We start from the raw sequence: 21,101 nt of genomic DNA, 5'->3' as shown, positions 1-21,101 counted from the left end.
GAGCCGGACATGAGGCCGACGCTACAGGTTCGCCTGTCCCAGCATCTCGCGCTGACGCCTCAGCTGCAGCAGTCCATCCGTCTGCTGCAGCTGTCGACGCTGGAGCTCCACCAGGAGGTGGAGCAGATGCTCGCCAGCAATCCGCTGCTGGAGACCGACGAGGAATTCGACGCCCCGCTGCCCACCGCCACGCAGGAGCGCCTGACCGAGCGCGAGGAACGCGAGGAGCGCGTCGCGCAGACCGAGTCCGAGGCGCCGTCCGGCGACGCGCCCGCGGGCGAGGAGATGCGCGCCGAGGAATTCGGCACCACCGAGCGCGACGACTGGGAGAACGGCACCGAGGGCGACGACTTCGATGGCATCCGCGAGACGCCGGGCAGCGCGGCCTCGTCCTCGGGCGACGACGACGAGCGGCCCGAGACGGAGGCGCCGTCGGAATCGCTGCAGGACGTGCTGCGGGCGCAGATCCCCGGCATGAACCTGAGCGCGGTGGACCGCGCGGCGCTGCTGGCGCTGATCGAATCGCTGAACGAGGACGGCTACCTCGAGGATCCGCTCGAGGAGCTGGTCGCCGCGATCCTGGGCGAGGAGGCCGACGCGGAGCAGCGAGAGGAGCTGCTGGACCGCTTCAAGGTGGCGCTCAAGTGGCTGCAGTCGATGGAGCCGTCCGGCGTCGGCGCGCGCGACCTGTCCGAATGCCTGGAGCTGCAGCTGCGCACGCTGCCGCGCTCGCCGGAGCAGGCGCTGGCGGTCGTCGTCTGCCGCCGCCACCTGGACCTGCTGGCCAAGCGCGACTGGCGCCGGCTGATGTCGCTGACCGGCGCCGACGAGGAACTGCTGCGCGACGCGCAATCGCTGATCGCCGGCCTGGAGCCCAAGCCCGGCCGCCGCTACGCGCAGAGCGACAACCGGCCGGTCATCCCGGACGTGATCGTGCAGAAGGCCGGCCGCAACTTCCGCGTCTCCATCAACCCGGACGTGCTGCCCAAGCTGCGCATCAACGAGCTGTACGCGCAGGCGCTGCGCGCCACGCGCGGCGGCGTCAGCAATTCGCCGCTGGGCGGGCAGCTGCAGGAGGCGCGCTGGTTCATCAAGAACATCCAGCAGCGCTTCGACACCATCCAGCGCGTCAGCGAGGCGATCGTCGAACGCCAGCGCGGCTTCTTCACCCATGGCGAGCTGGCGATGAAGCCACTGGTGCTGCGGGAGATCGCCGATGAACTCGGGCTGCACGAATCGACCATCTCGCGCGTCACGACGGCCAAGTACATGGCCACGCCCTGGGGCACCTTCGAGCTGAAGTACTTCTTCGGCTCCAGCCTGTCGACCGAGGCGGGCGGGAATGCCTCGAGCACCGCGGTGCGGGCGCTGATCAAGCAGTTCATCGCCGCCGAGGACGCCACCAGCCCGCTGTCGGACAGCCAGCTCTCGACGATGCTCGGCGAGCAGGGCATCACCGTGGCGCGCCGCACCGTCGCCAAGTACCGCGAGGCGCTCAAGCTCGCGCCAGCGAACCTGCGCAAGGCGCGCTGAGCGCCGGCCCCGATCGCCTGTCGGTGGGACAATCCGCCGCTTGATCCCCGGGCGCCGCGGCGCTCGCTTCCTCACGCCGCCCCACGATGTCCGATACCGCCTACCACCTGTTCCTGCCCTGCGCCGCCGGCGTCGAAGACTGGCTGGAGGCGGAGGTTCGCGACATCCTCGGCCCGGACGAATGCCTGGACGGGCCCAAGGCTTTCCGCGGCGGCGTGGGCCTGTACGGCACGCTGGCCGCGGTGATGCGGCTGAACCTGCACAGCCGGCTCGCGCAGCGGGTGCTGATCGAAGTGGCGCGCGAGGAATACCGCCACGAGGACGACATCTACGCGATCGCGCGCACCGTCGACTGGACGCGCTGGATCACCCCGCGCCAGACGCTGCGGGTGGACACGACGGCGCAACGCTCGCCGCTGCACAGCCTGAACTTCGCGACGCTGCGGGTGAAGGACGCCGTCTGCGACGTGCTGCGCGAGGCCAGCGGCGAGCGCCCCAGCGTCGACACGCGCTGGCCGGACCTGCCGCTGCAGCTGCACCTCACGGAATACCTGGCGACGGTCTACGTCGACAGCTCCGGCGAATCGCTGTTCAAGCGCGGCTGGCGCGAGGACAAGGGCGATGCGCCGCTGAAGGAGACGCTGGCCGCGGCGATGCTGGCCGCGGCGGGCTGGAAGGGCACGCGCGAGGCGGGCGGCGCGCTGAGCGATCCGTGCTGCGGCTCGGGCACCATCCCGGTCGAGGCGGCGACCATCGCCTGCAACATCGCGCCGGGCATCCAGCGCCGCTTCGCCTTCGAGAAGCTCGCGCCGTTCCAGCCGCTGCTGCCGGCCTGGCGCGCGATGAAGGACCAGGCGCGCGCCGCGGAGCATCCGCCCGAGGTCCCGATCTTCGCCAGCGACGTGTCGTTCCGGATGGTCGACTTCGCGCGCCGCAATGCCGAGCGCGCGGGCGTGGCGCAGTACATCCAGTTCAACGGCGGCGATGCGCTGGAGCGTCCCGCGCCGAAGCTGCCGGCGGACATGCCCGGCACGCTGATGCTGAACCCGCCGTATGGCGAGCGGATCGAGGTGCGCGGCAAGGCCGGTGCGCACCGGATGGACGGCGGCGCGCTGTCCGAGGAACGCGACGCTGGGGACGACTTCTTCCCGCGCCTGTCCGCGCACTGGAAGCGCGCCTACACGCAGCACGAGGCGGGATGGACGGCCTGGCTGCTGTGTCCGGAGATGAAGCTGCCGAGCAAGATGCGGCTGAAGGAGTCGCGCCGCATCCCGATGTGGAACGGCCCGATCGAATGCCGGCTGTTCAAGTTCGACCTGGTGGCCGGCTCCGCGCGCCGGCAGAACGCCGGGACCACTGACTCCGACGAATAACTTCGCCGGGTGGGGGCCTCCTTGTTGGGGATGCGGTCACCCCCTACGATGCGATTTCTTTCCGACGGAAGGACCGAGATGATTCACGCCGAACTTGGACCCGACCTGGAGGCCATCGTGCTGGATCTGATCGAGAGCGGAAAGTATTCGTCGCGCACGCAGGTGCTGCGCGACAGCGAGGAGTTGAAGGACTGGCGGGAGGCGCAACTGCGCGCCTTCGATGCCTCGGTTGACCGAGCCGTCGCGGACATCAAGGCCGGGAAGGGCATCCCTCTGGATGAGGCCTTCGAGACTTTGCGTGCAGAGTTCCCTCTGCTGAGGCATCGCGACGAATGAAGGTCTGCCTCCAGCCGGAGGCATTGGACGACCTGCGCGACGGCGCGCGACACCGCCCGGCTACTGCGCGCCTTTGAATAGTCGAGACCGTTGACATGAACGACATCCCGCACACGCTCCGACAGCAAGCGGAACGCTATCAGGCATTCCGCGAACTGCTGGACCGTCGCTTGGCGACACCATCGTCGGAGTACATCCCGGTGGACGAGGCCTTTGAGCAGCTCTACCGCGAATTGGGAATCGAAGCGCTAGAGGACGCTTCAGGATCCGCTGAGGGATAGCCAACCCAGCACCGCCAGCGGCGCCGTATCCGCCCGCAGGATCCGAGGACCCAGTTTCGCGGCGCTGAAGCCTCGCGCGCGGGCCGATTGCTCCTCGGCCTCGCTGAGGCCGCCTTCGGGGCCGCTGAGCACCACGATGCCTCCCGCATCGTCCGCCTTCGACGCCAGCGCCGACAAGGGCTGCGCCGCCACCGGGCTCAGTAGCCAGCGCTGTTCATCGGCATCGTCGGGCAGCTCCGCCAGCCACTGCGCCAGCGTCTTCAGCGGCGCCACCTGCAGCGGTTTCGACCGCCCGCATTGCTCCGCCGCCGCGATCGCGACGCCCTGCCAGTGCGCCCGCTTCTTCTCCGCCCGATCGCCCTGCAGCCGCAGCACCGAGCGCTCGCTCATCAGCGGCTGGATCGCCACCGCGCCCAGCTCGCAGCCCTTCTCGACGATGCCGTCCATGCGGTCGTTGGCCGGCATCACGACCGCCAGCGTCACCGCGCGCTTCATCTCGCGATCGACCGGCTGCCGGGACTTGAGCGCCACGCGGACCTCGCTGCGGCCCATGGCCGTCACCGCGGCGGTCCACTCGTCCCCGCTGCCGTCGAACAAGGTGACCTCATCGCCGGGCTGCAGCCGCAGCACCTGCACATGGCGCGCCGCGCCGGGCGGCAGCGCCAGTTCAGCCTCGAGCGCGAGCGCGCCCAGCGGCTGCTCGACAAACAACCTCGCCGCCAAACCTCACCCCTTGAGCTTCTGCACCCAGGCGGCGAAGGCGGTCATGACCTTGCGCAGGAAGGCTTCCGTCTCCGGCTTGGCCAGGCTGCCATCGTCCTTGAACATCTCGTTCGCGCCGCCGAGGTAGACCTCCGGCGACGGCAGCAGCGGCGCGTTCAGGCAGGCCAGCACCTGACGCAGGTGGTGATGGGCGCCGAAGCCGCCCAGCGCGCCCGGTGACAGCGTGATCACCGCCGACGGCTTGCCGTCGAAGGCGTTGTGGCCGTAGGGCCGCGAGCCCACGTCCAGCGCATTCTTCAGCGCGCCGGGGATGGAGCGGTTGTATTCGGGGCTGACGAACAGCACGGCGTCCGCCGCCTTGATGGCGTTGCGGAACTCGACCCAGGACGCCGGCGGCTCGGCCGCCTCATCCTCGTTGTAGAAGGGCAGCTGGCCGATCTCGACGATCTCCAGCTTCAGCTCGGCCGGGGCCAGCTGCGCCAGCGCGAGGGCCAGCTTGCGGTTGAACGAAGCCTTGCGAAGGCTGCCGACGAGTACCGCGACGCGATAGGGCGAGGACATGGATGTGCTCCCAACAAAGGAAGGACCGCCCCAGGGCGGTCGGTTCAGTTGAAGCCCAGTGTCGCACGCAGTTCGTGGGCCGCGGCGTCGCCCTTGGTGGCGCGCACGCGGTCGATGATGTCCAGCGCCAGCGTCTGCAGCTGGTTCATGTCGCTGCACTGCTCGACCTCGAGCGCCAGCTTGTAACCCTTGAGCAGCCCCTGCTGCTTGGCGAAGGTGCTCAGCGCAGTGTAGAGCTGCGCGTAGTCGAGCGACGAGGTCGGCACCCCGGCCAGGCGCGAGGGCGCCGGCCGCGACGGCGAGGCACCGCTCATGCGCGAGGACGGCCCCGCGCCCATCGGCGTCGCGATCGACGCCGGCCCCATGGGCCGCGACAGCGGCGCGCCGGCGGTCGCCTTCACCAGCTGGTGCTGGATCAGCAGTTCCAGGTCTGCCGGCGCGGCGCCCTGCACCATCGCCACCCAGTCGGCACCGGTCTTGCTGGCGTCGATCACCAGCAGCAGATTGCGGGCCACGCGCGCCTGCACCAGCGCGCGCGACTTGATTTCCGCTCTCCCGGCCTCGGTCTTTTCGTAACGTTCTTCGAGCACGGCCTTGTCTCCTCCACAGGAGGGCGAACTTTAGGCGGACACGGGCGGTTTTCGCCCGCGAGCATTCCCGAAAACTGCTACCGACTGCTACTTTTTGTCGCGCAATTCACGGCGCAACACCTTGCCCACCGGCGTCTTGGGCAGCTCGGTGCGGAATTCGATGATCCGCGGCCGCTTGTAGCCGGTCAGGTTGGCCTCGCAGAAGGCCTTCACGTCGGCTTCGGTCAGCGCCGGGTTGCGGCGCACGATCACGACCTTCACCGCCTCGCCCGCCTTCTCGTCGGGCACGCCCACGGCCGCGCATTCCAGCACGCCCGGCATCTGCGTCAGCACATCCTCGATCTCGTTGGGATAGACGTTGAAACCGCTGACCAGGATCATGTCCTTCTTGCGGTCGACGATGCGGAAGAAGCCGCGATCGTCCACGGTGCCGATGTCGCCGGTGCGGAAGTAGCCGTCGGCGGTCATGACCTTGGCGGTCTCGTCCGGCCGCTGCCAGTAGCCGGCCATCACCTGCGGACCGCGGATCGCGATCTCGCCGGTGCCACCGGGGGGCACCTCGTTGCCGTCATCGTCCAGCAGCGTCACCTCGGTGCCGGACAGCGGCAGGCCGATCGAGCCGGTGTAGGCGGTGCTGTCGGTCGGGTTGCAGCAGGCGACCGGCGAGGTCTCCGACAAGCCGTAGCCCTCGACGATCGGGCAGCCGGTCTTCTCCAGCCACAGCCGCGCGGTGGCCTGCTGCACGGCCATGCCGCCGCCGACCGAGATCACCAGCCCGCTCCAGTCCACCGTGTTGAACTGCGCATGGTTGGCCATCGCCATGAAGAGCGTGTTGACCGCCGGCAGGCTGTGGATCTTGTGGTGGCTCAGTTCCTTGAACACGGCCGGCAGGTCCCGCGGATTGGGGATCAGCACATTGCAGCCGCCCACCCGCATCGACAGCATCAGGTTGGTCGTGAATCCGAAGATGTGATACAGCGGCAGCGCGCAGACGCTCATCAGCTGCTCGTCGGCGGGTTTCTTCTTCAGCGCCGGCTGGTACCAGGCCTCGCACTGCAGCGTGTTGGCCACCAGGTTGCGATGCAGCAGCACCGCGCCCTTGGACACCCCGGTCGTGCCGCCGGTGTACTGCAGCACCGCGATGTCATTGGGGCCCACCGTCGGGCGCTTGTAGGTCTGGCCGCGGCCCTTGGCGACGGCGTCGTTGAAGCGCACCGCCGATGGCAGCTCGAAGGCCGGCACCAGCTTCTTGACCTTGCGCACCACGTAGTTGACGACCATGCCCTTGGCGAAGCCCAGCATGTCGCCCATCGCCGCCAGCACGATGTGCTTGGTGGGCACGCTCGCGAGCACCTGCTGCAGCGTGGCGGCGAAGTTCTCGATGATGACGATGGCCTTGGCGCCGGCGTCCTTGAGCTGGTGCTCCAGCTCGCGCGGCGTGTACAGCGGATTGACGTTGACGACGACGAAGCCGGCCCGCAGCACGGCCGCGACGGCGACCGGGTACTGCGGCACGTTGGGCATCATGATCGCGACGCGGTCGCCCTTCTCCAGGCCCAGGCCCTGCAGGTACGCGGCCAGCGCGCGCGAGGCCTCGTCGATCTGCGCGAAGCTGATCGAGCGGCCCAGCATCTTGTAGGCGGCGCGCTCGGGAAACTGCTTGAACGCGGCCTCCATCAGCTCCACCAGCGAGGGATAGACATCCGCATCGATCTCGGCGGGCACCCCGGCCGGATAGTGCTTCAGCCAGTTCTTCTCCATTGTTCTGTCTCCAAGGTACGGCGCGGATTCTCGCTGATCGCCATGCGCCCCCCATCAGGGGATTCGATAGAGCGCACAAAGTGGAGAGATGACTCCAGAACGCACCGGGAACGACCGCGATCGGTGTCGATCGCGCGTTGACGTTCAGTCATCGGCGTGCAGCGGCAGGCGCAGCAGCAGCTCGGTGCCGCCCTCGACGGCGGCATCCTCGGGCGGGCGCCAGTCGATGGCGGCGCGGATCCGCTCGGCACGCCGGCGCATGCCGCGCAGGCCATTGCCCTGGCGCAGGCCGACGGCCATGCCGCGGCCGTTGTCGACGATCGACAGCAGGACCTGTCCGCGGGCCGCGTCCACGCGCGTCGAGAACCGGACCCGCGTGGCCCCGGCGTGGTGAATGATGTTGCTCAGCGCCTCCTGCACGATCCGGATCAGCTCGCGGCCGCCGGTGCCGCGCAAGGTGGGCAGCAGCGGCACGTCGGTCAGCTGCCAGTCGAGCTCCAGGCCTGCGTCCTGCAGGCGCGGCGCCATCCGGTGCCGCAGGTTGGCCAGCAGCAGCGTCAGGTCGCCGTCGGTGACGGCCAGCGCATCGACGGTCAGGCGCATCTCGCGGATGCATTCGTCGAGCTGGCCCACCAGCGCCTGCGACGGCACGCCGCGCTCCGCGCACAGGCGCGCGGTCACGAGCTGCGAGCCCAGGCCATCGTGCATCTCCTGCAGCAGGCGCTCGCGCTCCTGTGCCGCGGAACGCTGCCGCTCGCTGTCCTGCAGGTCTTCCCAGCGGTCCTGCAGTTCGCGGGTGCGCGCGTCCAGCGCCTGCTCCAGCCGCACCCGCGCCATCGCCTGGTCGCGCAGCGAGCCGACGAAGCGCCGCTGCAGCGCCACGCCGGCGATCGCGATCAGCACCGCATGGCCGACGACGTTGATGTCCACGACGCTCATCTGGCGCGACATGACCAGCGCGAAGGCGCTGACGTAAAGCCACACCCAGCCCGACAGCGCGACGGCGCAGGCCGCGGCGAGGTGGGCACGACGGCCGGACGCCAGCGCGGCGCGCGCGGCGAGCGCCGCCGCGGCCACCAGCACGACGAAGCGACTGCCCAACGCCCACCAGGGCCAGGGATGGTGGAAGTCGGTCCAGCTCCAGCCGAGCATCGCCGCCGCGGCGTCGATCACCAGCCCGAGGCCCAGGTAGGCCGCGGCCATCCGCTCCGCCCAGCCCGCGGCCAAGCCGGACAGCCGCGCCACCAGGAACAGCAGCAGCGCCTTGGACAGCACGTCGGCGACGTCGAGGGCCACGCGCCACCACGGCGCGGGGAACAGCGCGCCATTGAGCAGGTAGGGCGACAGCAGCAGCGCGGTGCAGAGGCAGAAGACGCCGGTGACGCCGTAGAGCCACTCCTGCCGCAGCGCCAGCCACACCATCAGCATGAAGGCACCGATGACCAGACCGGCGAGGGTCGTCGTCACGCGCGCCACCTGCCAGAACCGCCGTCCCTCCTGGAGCGCGCGGATCTGGGACGCCGGACCCAGCAGCGGCGCCGACAGCCCCGCGCCCTCGAAGCCCGGCCGCGCCAGGCGCAGGCTCAGGCGATGCGGTCCGGCAGGCAGCAATGCCGGCGGGATGCTGACCTGCAGGCGTCGGCCCGCCAGCAGCAGGCCGCGCTGCGCGAGGTCGTCCTCGTCCTCGGACACGTAGCCGACGCCCGGCCCCGAGGTGGCGATCAACTGGCCGTCGAGGTAGATCGAGGCCGCGGGCCGATGCTGGATCACCAGCCAGTACGGCACCTGCGCCGGCCGATCGAGGCGGAAGTCGAGCGCGAACCAGAGCGGGCCCGGCGCATCGGTGTCGTGGATCTGGACCGGCAGCGCCACGACGTGGCCTGGCGCGAGGGAGGTCACCGGCGTCGTCGGCGCCGTCGATGGCATCGGCGTCGGCGTGGCCGTCGCTTCGAGCGGGCGGGACACGATGGCCGACGCGGCGGGCGCCGGCAGCTGCGGATCGAGCAAGGCGCCGGGGATCTGCGCTGGGTCCAGGGCGTCGCCGGGCAGCAGGCGCGCCTCGGCCAGCCGCAGCACCTGGGGCGGCATCGCCGTCCCGTACTGCTGCGAGAACAGGTGGACGGCGCCCAGCAGCAGCAGCGGCAGCACCACCAGCAGCGCAAGCCGGCGGATCGAGATCGCCGACGTCGCCGGCCGCGCCTCCATCGCGCGAGTCCATACCGCCAAGTGGCCCCCCACGGCATCGCCAAAAGGAACGCCGGCCCGATGGAACCGGCGCGGCCGATGCTAGGTCAAGGGGCGGGGCGGGACAACCTTGGACCTAGGGGCGGCGTTGTCCCGTCCGCTTCAGATCACGGCGCTCTGGACATAGAGCTCGAACTGAAAGTGGGCCGGGAGGCTCTGGTTGCCGGCCAGGTCCACCTGCTGGACGAAGACCTCGACCTGGCCCGCCGTGCCGGCCGGCAGCCCCATGTCCGCGGTGGTGATCGTGTGGCCCTTGCCGCCCTGGTAGTACTCCTTGCCGTTGACGGTGACCTTCAGCCACCACTCCGCGTTGGGCTCGAGCTTGCCCAGGCGCAGGGTGCCGTCGGAGGTGATCCTGTCGTTGTTCCAGTAGCCGGTGTCGTTGACCAGCTGCACCGTCGGCGCGACGGGCTTGACGGTGTCCAGCGTGAACGACCGCTCGGTGATCGTCACGTTGCCGGCCAGGTCCTGCTGACGGACCTGCAGCGTGTGCGCCCCGTCCTTGAGCCCCGCGGTGCTGACGCTGCGCCCATGGTCGGCATTGGTCAGCCAGGACTGGCCGTCCCAGCTGTAGGCCCAGCCGTCCATGGCCGCCACGTCGATGGTCCCGTGCTTCATGTGCGGAGCGGTGGTGAACGGGCCGTCGATCGGGGGGTCGACCGGCAGCCGGATCAGCGCGCCCTTCGGCGGGGTGAGGTCCACGTTCACGGTGACGCGACTCGCCTCGCTCGCGTTGCCCGCCAGGTCGACCTGGCGCAGCCAGATCTGCTGCTCGCCCTCCTGGCCGACCTCGGCGCCGCGCAGCCCGCCGCCGGTGCCGGGGCGCCAGGTCGTGCCGTCGAGGCTGTACTGCCAGTGCGCGTCGCGGTCCAGGCGGCCGACATGGATGTCGCCGTCGCGGCCCAGCCAGCCATTGGCCGGCGCCGAGGGCGCCAACCCCGCCGGCGCCTGCGTGTCGAGCTCGAACGACAGCCGGCTCGAGACGCTGCGGTGGCCCTGCGCATCGAACTGCTCGACGATCAGGTCCTTGCGGCCGTCCGCGCCGAAGGCCGCGGCCGTGATGCGATCGCCGCTGCCCGCGACCCAGGACTCGCCGCCGTCGAGGCTGTAGCGCCAGCGGCCGCTGCCCAGGAGGGCGTCGACCTGGACGTCCGCGCGCGAGGTGATGCCGTCGTGGTCCGACACGCCGGTGTCCATCACCAGGCGCGGCTGCGGCGCGGGGACGTCGGGGTTCGGCTCAGGGTCGGTGCCACCGGGTTGTTCCGGTTTCGGTTGCTCGGGCTTGGGCTCTTCGGGTTTCGGCTGCTCGGGCTTGGGCCCCTCCGGCTTCGGTTGCTCGGGCTCCGGCTTGGGCTCCTCGGGCTTCGGTCGCTCGGGCTGGGGCTCTTCCGGCTTTGGCTCTTCCGGTTTTGGCTGTTCGGGCCTGGGTTGCTCGGGCCTGGGTTGCTCGGGCCTGGGTTGCTCGGGCTTGGGTTGCTCGGGCTTCGGGGACTCCGATTCGGGCTTCTCCGGCTTCGGCCCTTCGGGTTTCGGCTGCTCGGGCCCTGGGGCTTCGGGCTTCGGCTGCTCCGGTCCGGGCTGCTCCTGCTCGGGGCGTTCCGGCTTGGGCGTCTCGGGCTTCGGTCGCTCCACCTCGGCCACGGGCGGCTTGCTGCTCGAGCCGCCCGCGGCGGCCACCGCGACGCTGGCCGCGCCGCCCACGCCGAGCAGGCCGAGTCCCGAGGCCAGCAGCGCGCTGGAGCGATCGGCGCGCGACGCGTCGGCGCCATCGGCATCCGCCTTCACCGGCGCGCCGGCGTCCGCAGCTGGCGGCTCCGTGGGCTCTGCCGGCGTGGCGGGTGGCGGCGGCGCGCCATCGCGCGCGGGCGCATCCGGGTCAGCGGGCGGCGCTGCGTCGAGGTCGTCCTCGTCGCGACGACGGCGCGATGGCGCATCGCCCCCTGGCGCCGGCGACATCACGGCACGGACACGGGACAACGGATCGGAGGGAGTGGTCATGGCAAACAGACGGCGATGGAAAGCCTCGCAGTCTGTTCAAGCGCACTCGGATGCGCATCGACCTTCAGCGGTGGTGCGCTTGGACGCCTTCCCCTTCAGTCGGTAGGTGTCCTACTGAAACTAGCCGGGGAGGACGGCCACGCGCCGATCGCGCGGATCGCACCACACCGCCTCACACCCCTCGGTCACTCCACCGCCTTGACCATGTCCTCGACCACCTTCTTCGCATCACCGAAGACCATCATGGTCTTGTCCATGTAGAAGAGTTCGTTGTCCAGGCCCGCATACCCGGCCGCCATCGACCGCTTGTTGACGATGACGGTGCGCGCCTTGTAGGCCTCCAGGATCGGCATGCCGTAGATCGCGCTGCCCTTCTGCAGCGCGGCCGGGTTCACCACATCGTTCGCGCCGAGGATGATGGCCACGTCGGTCTGGCCGAACTCGGCGTTGATGTCCTCCATCTCATGGACCTGGTCGTAGGGCACCTCGGCCTCGGCGAGCAGTACGTTCATGTGACCCGGCATACGACCCGCCACCGGATGGATCGCATAGCGGACGGTGACGCCCTTCTCGATCAGCTTCTGCGCGAGCTCCTTGACCGCATGCTGCGCGCGCGCCACCGCCAGGCCGTAGCCGGGGACGATGATCACGCTCTCCGCGTTGCCGAGGATGAAGGCCGCGTCGTCCGCGCTGCCGCTCTTCACATTGCGCTGCTGCGCGGCCCCGGCGGCGGCGGTGCCCTCGGCGCCGAAGCCGCCCAGGATCACGTTGAAGAACGAGCGGTTCATCGCCTTGCACATGATGTAGCTCAGGATCGCGCCCGAGCTGCCCACCAGCGAGCCCGCGATGATCAGCATGCTGTTGTTGAGCGAGAAGCCGATGCCCGCCGCGGCCCAGCCGGAGTAGCTGTTGAGCATCGACACGACGACCGGCATGTCGGCGCCGCCGATCGGGATGATCAGCAGCACGCCCAGCACGAAGCCCAGCGCCGCGACCAGCAGGAAGTCCATCGCGCTCTGCGAGTGCCAGAAGCCGAAGATGAAGAACACCGCCGCCAGGCCCAGTGCCAGGTTGAGCCAGTGCTGCCCGGGGAAGGTGACCGGCGCGCCCTGGAACAGGCGGAACTTGTACTTGCCGCTGAGCTTGCCGAAGGCGATGACCGAGCCAGAGAAGGTCACCGCGCCTATGAAGCAGCCCAGGGCCAGCTCGATGCGGTTGCCGCCGGGGATGGGCGCGTCGCGGGGCGCGATGCCGAAGGCATGAGGCTCGACGACTGCGGCCACCGCGATGCACACCGCCGCCAGGCCGATCATGCTGTGCATGAAGGCCACCAGCTCCGGCATCTTGGTCATCTCGACGCGCTGCGCCATGACGGTGCCGATGCCGCCGCCGACCACCAGGCCGCCCAGGACATAGGCCAGCCCCAGCGTCTGTCCGCCGGCCAGCTTCAGGATCAGCGCGCCGGTGGTGAGCACGGCGATGGTCATGCCGACCATGCCGAAGACGTTGCCGCGGATGGAGGTGGTCGGGTGAGAGAGGCCCTTGAGCGCCTGGATGAAGCAGACGCTCGCGATCAGGTAAAGCAGGGTGACGAGATTCATCGACATCGGTCAGCCCTTCGCGTTGCCGTGGCCATCGGCGGGAGTCTTGCGCTCCTTCTTCTTGAACATCTCCAGCATCCGCCGCGTGACGAGGAAGCCGCCGAAGACGTTGACCGCCGCGAGCGCGACGGCGAAGGTGCCCATGAACTTGCCCAGCGAGGTCTCGGTGAGCGCGGCGGCGAGCATCGCGCCGACGATGACGATGGCCGAGATCGCGTTGGTCACGGCCATCAGCGGCGTGTGCAGCGCCGGCGTCACGGTCCAGACGACGTGGTAGCCGACGTAGATCGCCAGCACGAAGATCGTCAGGTTGATGAGGGTGGGAGAAACGGCATCCATCCGGGACTCTCCTTGCGGGCGCGCGGCCCGGTCGTCATGCGGCCTCGCGGCCTCCAGCAGGGTGGCCGCTCAGGCCTGGCGCAGCACCTGGCCCTCGTGCGCGACGAGGCAGGCGGTCACGATGTCGTCGTCGGCCGGCAGCGCGAAGCCGCCTTCCTTCGTCAGCACCAGCTTCAGGAAATCCAGCACGTTGCGCGCGTAGAGCGCGGACGCGTCCGCCGCCACCAGCGACGGCAGGTTGGTCTCGCCCACCAGCGTCACGCCGTGCTTGCGCACCGTCCGGCCCGGCTCGGTGAGCGGGCAGTTGCCGCCCGCCGGCGCCGCGATGTCGACGATGACGGAGCCCGGCTTCATCGCGCGGACCATCTCCTCGGTCACCAGCACCGGCGCCGGCCGTCCGGGGATCAGCGCGGTGGTGACGACGACATCGGCCTGCGCGACGCGCTTGGCGACCTCCACCTGCTGGCGCTGCAGCCAGCTCGGCGGCATCGGGCGGGCGTAGCCGCCGACGCCCTCGGCGGCCTGGCGCTCCTCGTCGGTCTCGTAGGGCACGTCGATGAACTTGGCGCCGAGGGACTCGACCTGCTCCTTCACCGCGGGGCGGACGTCGGAGGCCTCGATGACCGCGCCCAGCCGCTTGGCGGTGGCGATCGCCTGCAGGCCGGCGACCCCGACGCCCAGCACGACGACCCGCGCGGCCTTGATCGTGCCGGCGGCGGTCATCAGCATCGGGAACAGGCGCTGGTAATGGAAGGCGGCCAGCATCACCGCTTTGTAGCCGGCCAGGTTGGCCTGGCTGGAGAGCACGTCCATGCTCTGCGCGCGGGTGGTGCGGGGCGCGGCCTCGAGCGCGAAGGCGGTGAGCCGCGCCTCGGCCAGGCGCTGCAGGCCGTCGCGGTCGAAGGGATTGAGCATGCCGGCGAGCACCGCGCCGGGCTTGAAGAGCGCCATCTCGCCGGGCTCCGGCGCACGGACCTTCAGGACGAGGTCGCAGGCGAAGGCCGCCTCGCGCCCGACCAGTTCCGCGCCGGCGGCGGCGTAGGCCTCGTCGGTCACGCTGGCGTTCAGGCCGGCACCTTGCTGAACGCGCAGCGTGTGGCCCTGCGCGACCAGCTTCTTGACGGTCTCCGGCGTCGCGGCGACGCGCGCTTCCCCCGCCGCGGTTTCCTGCGGCACACCGATCAGCATCTGGAATCCCTCCATCCTGAATCAGGGTCCGGGCGAGCTTAACCGGGGGACCGCCTCGGGCGGGACGCGCCCGCGACTGGGGTTTTCACCAACCAAACCCATGAGCAATGTGAGGCAAAGCTGTTTCGAATGGTGAACTAGAGTCGTCGAAGGGAGTCAAAGCGGCGTTAAATGACGACCGAAAGGAGTCAGACCATGACAAAGAAAATTCTCCTCAGCAGTGCGTTGGCCTTGGTGGCCCTGATGCCGATGGCATCCCGGGCCGCCGATGTGGGGGTCTCGGTGAGCATTGGCGAACCGGGTTTTTATGGACAGATCGACATCGGCAATGTGCGCCCGCAGGTGGTGTACGAGCGGCCGGTGCTGGTGACCCGGGTGCCGGCGCCCGCGCCGGCGGTCTATCTCCGCGTGCCGCCGGGCCATGAGAAGAACTGGGCCAAGCACTGCGCGCGCTACAACGCGTGCGGCCGGCCGGTGTATTTCGTCCGGGACAACTGGTACCGCGAGGTGTACGCCCCGCAATACCGCCGGGAACACACCGAATATCGCTGGCGCGACGATGGCCGCCGCGATTACCGCGATGACGATCGCGGTCCCGGCAAGGGTCACGGCCGCGGACACGGTCACGACAAGGACCGCGACGATGACCGCGGCCACGGACACGGCCGGGGCAACTGAGCCTCTCGCTGAAGAATGAAGAAAACCCCGGCTTGCCGGGGTTTTGCTTTTGGGCGATGTCGGACGGGTGCGCCGACGGGTTCAGGGGACACGCTTTCGCCGGCATGGTCGCTGTTCGCCGCCGCTGTCACCAGGCCCCCTCACAATGCGGCCCCGTTCCCACATCGAGGTGGCGCTCCCCGGCATCCCCTGCCGCCGGACCAGCCGCCCCCCAGGAAGGACCATGACCGAACGATTCAAGCCCAGCGTCACCGTCGCCGCCGTGATCGAGCAGGACGGCCGCTACCTGCTGGTCGAGGAGCTCACCCGCGACGGCCTGCTGCTCAACAATCCCGCCGGCCATCTGGAGCAGGCCGAGTCCGCGATCGACGCGGTCAAACGCGAAGTCCTCGAGGAAACCGCCCGGCCGTTCACGCCGGACGCCTTCCTCGGCGTCTACATGTCGCGTTTCCTGCGCCCGGACCGCGGCGACGACGTGACCTACGTGCGACTGGCCTTCACCGGCCGGGTCGGCGACCAGATCCCCGGCCGCCCCTTCGACGAACCGATCCAGCGCACCCTCTGGCTGACGCTGGACGAGATCCGCGCCAGCCGCGACCGCCATCGCAGCCCGCTGATCCTGCAGTGCATCGAGGACCACGCCGCCGGCCGCCGGCTGCCGCTGGAGGCCGTCGCGGCCCACCCGTCGCTGTACGCGCCGCGCGCCTGGCCGCATTGAGCGCGGCCGGCGCCGCGATCGCGCTCAGAGCGTCATCGCGGCGCTGATCGCCTGGTCGATGTGGCGCGGCTCGCGCCGGCGGGCCTCGAGCTCATTGATCGCGCAGCGCGACAGCGTCACCAGCGACTCGCGCTGGCGCTCGCGCAGGCGCCGCGGCAGGCGGTCCATCACGCACAGGCTGCCGACGACCTCGCCGGTGGACAGCGACAGCGGCACCGACGCATAGAAGCGCACATACGGCGCGCCCTGCACCAGCGGGTGGTCGAGGAAGCGGCTGTCGTGCCAGGTGTCCGGCACCTCCTGCAGTCCGCCGTGATGCATCACGTGCGAGCACAAGCCACGTGCGCGCGGCATCGTCCGCAGCGGCAGGCCGGAGGTGCCGATCAGCCGCAGCTGCTCGCCATCCACCAGGCCGACCGCGGCCATCGCGCCGCCGCTGATGTCGCAAGCCAGGTCGGCCAGTTCGTCGAAGGCGGAGTGGCCGCGCGGCGGCAGGTCCAGCCCGTCGACGGCCGCCTGCCGCGCCGGCTCGTCCGCCCGCAGCGGCGGCAGCCAGCCCTGCAGCAGCGCCAGCACCTCCTCGGCCTGGGTGCCCTTGTCGAAGAAGCCGGAGATGCCGTGCTCGGCGCAGGCGCGCCGCATGTCCTCGTAATAGCTGTTGCTCAGCACGATCGCCCGCGCGCCGATGCCCAGCTGCCGGATCGCCCTCAGCACCCGCAGCCCGCTGCCGGGTTGCAGCGCCAGGTCCATCACCACCACGTCGGGCTGGGTCCGGGTGATCGTCTCGATCGCGGAGGCCTCGCAAGCCGCCTCGCCCACCACCTGGATCCGGCGTTCTCGCGCCAGCAGCGCCTGCAGTTGCGCCCGGATGGTGATGGACCCTTCGACGATGACGACGTTCATGATCGGTCTCCCTGTTTCATTCAGTTTCTTCGGACGCCGCGAGGCGGAGGAGTCGGCGACCACCGGCCCCGCTGTGCGTCGAATCGCGCAGCGCGTGTCAGCCATTCCTGACACGCCTCCCCCCGGGCGCCGTGGGGCGTGAACGGCGTCACGAAATCGGGGGTGGAGGGGGTGGGTGAAGGGGCGCCGAGGCCCGTCGGGCGGCGGCCGGCCCCGCGCCGGACAGGTCTTGCGGACCTTTGGGACAATCGCGCCCCATGAATCCCAAGAAGCAACGCATCGTCGTCGGGCTGTCCGGCGGCGTTGATTCCGCCGTGTCCGCCTGGCTGCTCAAGCAGGCGGGCCATGAGGTCGTCGGCATCTTCATGAAGAACTGGGAAGACGACGACGACAGCGAGTACTGCTCCTCCAACATCGACTTCGTCGACGCGGCGGCGGTGGCCGACGTGATCGGCATCGAGATCGAGCATGTGAACTTCGCCGCCGAGTACAAGGACCGCGTCTTCGCCGAGTTCCTGCGCGAGTACCAGGCCGGCCGCACGCCCAACCCGGACGTGCTGTGCAACGCCGAGATCAAGTTCAAGGCCTTCCTGGACCACGCGATGCGGCTGGGCGCCGAGAAGATCGCCACCGGCCATTACGCCCGGGTGCGCGAACAGGACGGCCAGGTGCAGCTGCTCAAGGGCCTGGATCCGCTCAAGGACCAGAGCTACTTCCTGCACCGGCTCAACCAGGCGCAGCTGCGCAAGACGATGTTCCCGGTCGGCGAGCTGCCCAAGACCGAAGTGCGCCGGCTGGCCGAGGAGATCGGGCTGCCCAATGCGAAGAAGAAGGACTCGACCGGCATCTGCTTCATCGGCGAACGGCCCTTCCGCGAGTTCCTCAACCGCTACCTCTCCCACAAGCCCGGCCCGATCAAGGACGAGCGCGGCCGCAAGCTGGGCGAGCACGTCGGCTTGTCCTTCTACACGCTGGGCCAGCGCCAGGGGCTGGGCATCGGCGGCGTGAAGGAGAAGGGCGCGCCGCGCGGCGGCGGCGAGCACGAGCCCTGGTTCGTCGCCCGCAAGGACCTGGCGAGCAACACGCTGGTGGTCGTCCAGGGCCGCGACCACCCGCTGCTGCAGAGCCGCGGTCTGGTGGCGCAGGACCTGAGCTGGACCGGCCAGGCGCCGGCCTTCGGCGGCTTCGGCGCCAAGACCCGCTACCGGCAGGCCGACGCGCCCTGCGCGCTGACCCCCGGCGAGGGCAGCATCCGCCTGGACTTCCCGCAGCCGCAATGGGCGGTCACGCCCGGCCAGAGCGCGGTGCTCTACGACGGCGACGTCTGCCTGGGCGGCGGCGTCATCGCGGAAGCGATCGCGTAGTCCGAAGGCCGCGTCCGCTGGCGGGCCGTCCCGCGTGCCCAGCCGACCGGGGCCGGCGCGGCGGCGGTCCGCTGCCCGTCGCACGCCCGCCGGCAGCTCATCCAGCGATTCGGGGCACTCGTCGCATGGCCGGAACCGCCGCGGCCGGTGTCCCATGACAATGCGCACCTTCCCTGCCGGACGTCGCCTGTGGCACGCTGGCGTGTTGCCGCCTCGCCTGGATGGACCCCTTGGATCGTCTGCTCGCCCGCATCGCCCAGCCCGCCTTCGTGCTGCGCATTGCCGCCCTGGCGATCTGTCTGCTGGAGCTGGGCTCGGCGGTCTGGGGCCTGATGGGCAACGCGACCGAGCCCTACGACGGCGTCCTGGCCAGCCTCTACCGCCGCACCGGCGGCGACACCCACGACGCGCCCTTCGTGCTCACCTGCCTGGCGCTGGTGATGCTGTTCGCGTGGCACTTCTGGCGGCTGGCACGCCAGCAACACCTGGACCTGCCGCCGGCCGACGCGCTCGCCCGCGTGCTGCTGCTGAACGTGCTGGCGCTGCTGGTCACGCCGGGGCTGCCCTTCCTCGTGACCGTGCTGGCGGCGCTGCTGCTGAACGTGCGGCGCGCCTTCAATTTCGCGCTCGCGCAGGTCGTGATCAGCGTGGCGCTGTACTGGCTGCTGCCCAGCGAGGCCCAGCGGCTCGAGCAGCTCCAGCCCGACCTGCCCTGGTGGCTGAACAGCCTGGGGCTGTCGATGTCGATGGTGGCGCTGCACGGCATGGCCTTCGGGCTGGGCCGGCTGGCCGCGGCGGAGGCCGAGCGCAGACGCTGGTTCCAGGCCATGCTGGCCGAGAAGGAATCGGGCGAGCGGCTGCAGATCGAGCAGCTGCGGTATGCCGAGCGCCTGCACATGGCGCGCGAGCTGCACGACGTGATGGGGCATCACCTGACCGCGCTCAACCTGCACCTGCAGCTGAGCGAGGCGCTGCTGCGCCGCCACGACGAGCCCGGCGCCGCGCAGGCGGTCGAGAAGGCCAAGCTGGGCGCGGCGGGGCTGCTGGCGGAGGTCCGCGCGGCGGTATCGCGCGAACGGGAGAGCCAGCGCATCAACCTCGAGGCCGCGCTGCGCACGCTGGCCGACGGCATCGCCAGCACGCAGATCGAGCTGGCGCTGGACCCGGTCGCGCAGGACCTGACGCCGCGCTGCGCGCACGCGCTGCTGCGCTGCGTGCAGGAGGCGGTGACCAACGCGGTGCGCCATGCCGGCGCGACGCGGGTGCGCGTCAGCCTGGAGGCGGTGGACGAATCCGGTCCGCAGGTCCGGGTGCGGGTTGACGACAATGGCCGCGGCACGCGCAAGCTGCGCGAGGGCAACGGCCTCAAGGGCATGCAGGAACGCATGGCCGAACTGGGCGGGACGATGCAGGTGCTGCGGCATCACCCCGGATTCCTGATCGAACTGAACTGCCCGCGGCGCGCCTGAACCGGGATTGCGCCATCCAGCAAGGAGACGACATGAGCGACAACACGATCAAGCTGCTGCTGGTGGAAGACCAGCAACTGGTGCGCGAGGGGCTGAAGGGCCTGCTGGCGCTGCACGACGACATCCGCCTGGTGGGCGAGGCGTCGGACGGCGCGGAGGCGCTGGAGTTGCTGGCGCGCGAGCAGCCGGACGTGATCCTGTCGGACATGCGGATGCCGCGGCTGGACGGGATCGGGCTGATCCGGGCGCTGGCGGCGCGGGCGCTGAAGATCCCGGTGGTGCTGCTGACCACCTTCGACGACACGGCGGCTTTCGACGAGGCGGTGCGCGCGGGGGCGCGCGGGTTCCTGCTGAAGGCGATCAGCCCGGACACGCTGGTGCAGGCGCTGCGCGACGTGGTGGGTGGCTCGACGGCGCTGCGTCCGCTGCTGACCGAGCGCATGGAGCGCGCGCCGGTGGAGCGCGCCTTCGCGGCGACGGCGGAGCCCGAGCCGCTCAGCCCCAAGGAGCTGCAGGTGCTGCGCCTGGTGGCCAGCGGCCGCAGCAACACCGAGATCGCCGCGCTGCTGGGCAACAGCGAAGGCGTCATCAAGAACCACTGCTCCGCGGTGTTCGCGAAGATGGGCGTCCGCGACCGCACGCAGGCCGTGCTGCGCGCGATCGATCTGGGCTGGATCTGACCTCGCGATGTTCGCGAAGAAGAGCATCCTTGACCGCACGCAGGCGGTGCTGCGCGCGATCGATCTGGGCGGGATCTGACCACCGCCTCGTTGGCTCGGTCGATCGGGGCGTCGCGAGCGGACGTCAGGCTAGGCGGGCGGAGCGGAGGAACCGGAGCGTACTTCGGTACGTGAGGATTCCGAGCATCCGCCCAACGACGCCTGGCGTTCGCGCAGTAGCCCTCGCTCTTAGATCCAGAGGTCGTAGTCTTGGAGCGCGCGGATGCGGCGTTCCACGGACAGGAAGCGCGCGGCGCCGACTTCGCCGATCGCCTTCACCACACGCGGGTGGTACTTCTTGTAGAGCTTCTGCTCAGCGTCGACGTACCCCAGGTAGCCCTTGGAGAAGTACTTCGACTGCGCATTGGTCGGCTTGTCGCCGATCTGCACGAATTCCACCGACATGCGGGTGAACTGGCGGTTCAGCGTGGCCAGTTCGCGCTCATAGGCCTCGTAGACCGGCACGAACTTCTTGGTCTGCGCCTCGTCCAGCTGCAGCGCCTTGAGGACAACGCCCTTGCGGTCGGCCCGCACGGCATCGCGCAGCGATTGCGCCTGGGTGGCATCGGGCACCGGCGCCGGATCGGCGAAGGCGGGGAGCGCGGCGGCCAAGGACAGGCACAGCGCGGACAGCGCGGCAAACTTCTTCATCACTCTTCCCTCGTGAAAACGTCGGAACTTCGACGTCGCGCGGATTCTAGGAAGCCGGGTATGCCCTGACC

20 protein-coding genes are annotated in these 21,101 nt (G+C 70.0%); 9 read left to right on the top strand and 11 right to left on the bottom strand.

Going from position 1 to position 21,101, the window contains the following annotated elements; genetic code table 11:
• The first annotated feature begins 9 nt into the window (after positions 1 to 9).
• The 4 genes from BM393_RS19310 to BM393_RS25375 all read left to right on the top strand — a co-directional run bounded on the left by BM393_RS19310 (position 10) and on the right by BM393_RS25375 (position 3,523).
• The gene (locus tag BM393_RS19310) at positions 10 to 1,533 is read left to right on the top strand and encodes an RNA polymerase factor sigma-54 (protein WP_091730501.1); all 1,524 of its coding nucleotides are present in this window, start codon (positions 10 to 12) and stop codon (positions 1,531 to 1,533) included.
• A gap of 86 nt (positions 1,534 to 1,619) precedes the next feature.
• On the top strand, positions 1,620 to 2,906 hold the full coding sequence (locus tag BM393_RS19305; protein WP_091730498.1) for a class I SAM-dependent RNA methyltransferase: 1,287 nt from the start codon (positions 1,620 to 1,622) through the stop codon (positions 2,904 to 2,906).
• A gap of 78 nt (positions 2,907 to 2,984) precedes the next feature.
• Positions 2,985 to 3,242, top strand: a complete 258-nt coding sequence (locus BM393_RS19300; protein ID WP_091730495.1) for a hypothetical protein — start codon at positions 2,985 to 2,987, stop codon at positions 3,240 to 3,242.
• 95 nt (positions 3,243 to 3,337) lie between these two features.
• Positions 3,338 to 3,523: a hypothetical protein gene (locus BM393_RS25375; protein ID WP_141225402.1), complete on the top strand. Its 186-nt coding sequence runs from the start codon at positions 3,338 to 3,340 to the stop codon at positions 3,521 to 3,523.
• Here the strand turns inward: BM393_RS25375 and BM393_RS19295 are convergent.
• The 9 genes from BM393_RS19295 to BM393_RS19255 all read right to left on the bottom strand — a co-directional run bounded on the left by BM393_RS19295 (position 3,503) and on the right by BM393_RS19255 (position 14,528).
• Entirely contained in the window at positions 3,503 to 4,234 is a 732-nt protein-coding gene (locus tag BM393_RS19295; RefSeq protein ID WP_254783497.1) for a 16S rRNA (uracil(1498)-N(3))-methyltransferase, read from the bottom strand. The genes BM393_RS25375 and BM393_RS19295 overlap by 21 nt on opposite strands.
• 15 nt (positions 4,235 to 4,249) lie before the next feature.
• Positions 4,250 to 4,807: an NADPH-dependent FMN reductase gene (locus BM393_RS19290; protein ID WP_091730489.1), complete on the bottom strand. Its 558-nt coding sequence runs from the start codon at positions 4,805 to 4,807 to the stop codon at positions 4,250 to 4,252.
• Positions 4,808 to 4,851: 44 nt separating this feature from the next.
• A complete protein-coding gene (locus BM393_RS19285; RefSeq protein WP_091730484.1) occupies positions 4,852 to 5,397 on the bottom strand; it encodes a hypothetical protein in 546 nt (181 codons plus the stop codon).
• Positions 5,398 to 5,484: 87 nt separating this feature from the next.
• The gene (locus BM393_RS19280; protein WP_091730479.1) at positions 5,485 to 7,158 is read right to left on the bottom strand and encodes a long-chain-fatty-acid--CoA ligase; all 1,674 of its coding nucleotides are present in this window, start codon (positions 7,156 to 7,158) and stop codon (positions 5,485 to 5,487) included.
• 144 nt (positions 7,159 to 7,302) lie between these two features.
• A complete protein-coding gene (locus BM393_RS19275) occupies positions 7,303 to 9,363 on the bottom strand; it encodes a sensor histidine kinase (RefSeq protein WP_091730475.1) in 2,061 nt (686 codons plus the stop codon).
• Positions 9,364 to 9,504: 141 nt separating this feature from the next.
• On the bottom strand, positions 9,505 to 11,400 hold the full coding sequence (locus tag BM393_RS25840) for a hypothetical protein (protein ID WP_175538421.1): 1,896 nt from the start codon (positions 11,398 to 11,400) through the stop codon (positions 9,505 to 9,507).
• Between the two features lie 185 nt (positions 11,401 to 11,585).
• Positions 11,586 to 13,007: an NAD(P)(+) transhydrogenase (Re/Si-specific) subunit beta gene (locus tag BM393_RS19265; protein WP_091730472.1), complete on the bottom strand. Its 1,422-nt coding sequence runs from the start codon at positions 13,005 to 13,007 to the stop codon at positions 11,586 to 11,588.
• A gap of 3 nt (positions 13,008 to 13,010) precedes the next feature.
• Entirely contained in the window at positions 13,011 to 13,340 is a 330-nt protein-coding gene (locus tag BM393_RS19260; RefSeq protein WP_091730467.1) for an NAD(P) transhydrogenase subunit alpha, read from the bottom strand.
• A 69-nt stretch (positions 13,341 to 13,409) separates the two neighbouring features.
• Positions 13,410 to 14,528: a Re/Si-specific NAD(P)(+) transhydrogenase subunit alpha gene (locus BM393_RS19255; RefSeq protein WP_091730463.1), complete on the bottom strand. Its 1,119-nt coding sequence runs from the start codon at positions 14,526 to 14,528 to the stop codon at positions 13,410 to 13,412.
• A 195-nt stretch (positions 14,529 to 14,723) separates the two neighbouring features.
• On the opposite strand from BM393_RS19255, the gene BM393_RS19250 reads away from it, so the two are divergent.
• Together BM393_RS19250 and BM393_RS19245 are read left to right on the top strand one after the other, a co-directional pair.
• Positions 14,724 to 15,206: a hypothetical protein gene (locus BM393_RS19250; RefSeq protein WP_091730459.1), complete on the top strand. Its 483-nt coding sequence runs from the start codon at positions 14,724 to 14,726 to the stop codon at positions 15,204 to 15,206.
• Between the two features lie 223 nt (positions 15,207 to 15,429).
• Positions 15,430 to 15,924 (top strand): NUDIX hydrolase, encoded by a 495-nt coding sequence (locus tag BM393_RS19245; RefSeq protein WP_091730456.1) that lies wholly within the window; start codon positions 15,430 to 15,432, stop codon positions 15,922 to 15,924.
• A gap of 24 nt (positions 15,925 to 15,948) precedes the next feature.
• Here BM393_RS19245 and BM393_RS19240 read toward each other — a convergent pair whose 3' ends face one another.
• On the bottom strand, positions 15,949 to 16,827 hold the full coding sequence (locus BM393_RS19240) for a response regulator (RefSeq protein ID WP_175538420.1): 879 nt from the start codon (positions 16,825 to 16,827) through the stop codon (positions 15,949 to 15,951).
• A 257-nt stretch (positions 16,828 to 17,084) separates the two neighbouring features.
• Between BM393_RS19240 and mnmA the strand changes: the two genes are divergently transcribed.
• The 3 genes from mnmA (at position 17,085) to BM393_RS19225 (ending at position 20,340) form a co-directional block, all read left to right on the top strand.
• A complete protein-coding gene (gene mnmA / locus BM393_RS19235) occupies positions 17,085 to 18,191 on the top strand; it encodes a tRNA 2-thiouridine(34) synthase MnmA (protein ID WP_091730450.1) in 1,107 nt (368 codons plus the stop codon).
• Between the two features lie 230 nt (positions 18,192 to 18,421).
• On the top strand, positions 18,422 to 19,660 hold the full coding sequence (locus BM393_RS19230) for a histidine kinase (protein ID WP_141225401.1): 1,239 nt from the start codon (positions 18,422 to 18,424) through the stop codon (positions 19,658 to 19,660).
• 32 nt (positions 19,661 to 19,692) lie between these two features.
• Positions 19,693 to 20,340, top strand: a complete 648-nt coding sequence (locus BM393_RS19225) for a response regulator transcription factor (RefSeq protein ID WP_091730445.1) — start codon at positions 19,693 to 19,695, stop codon at positions 20,338 to 20,340.
• Between the two features lie 228 nt (positions 20,341 to 20,568).
• Here BM393_RS19225 and BM393_RS19220 read toward each other — a convergent pair whose 3' ends face one another.
• Entirely contained in the window at positions 20,569 to 21,030 is a 462-nt protein-coding gene (locus BM393_RS19220) for a hypothetical protein (protein WP_091730443.1), read from the bottom strand.
• Positions 21,031 to 21,101 lie beyond the last annotated feature (71 nt).

Origin of the sequence: Mitsuaria sp. PDC51, from assembly GCF_900113225.1 — a bacterium.
In the GTDB taxonomy this organism is placed as follows: domain Bacteria; phylum Pseudomonadota; class Gammaproteobacteria; order Burkholderiales; family Burkholderiaceae_C; genus Roseateles.
Note: the sequence above shows the minus strand (reverse complement) of the source record. Positions and strands in the feature narration are given on the sequence as shown.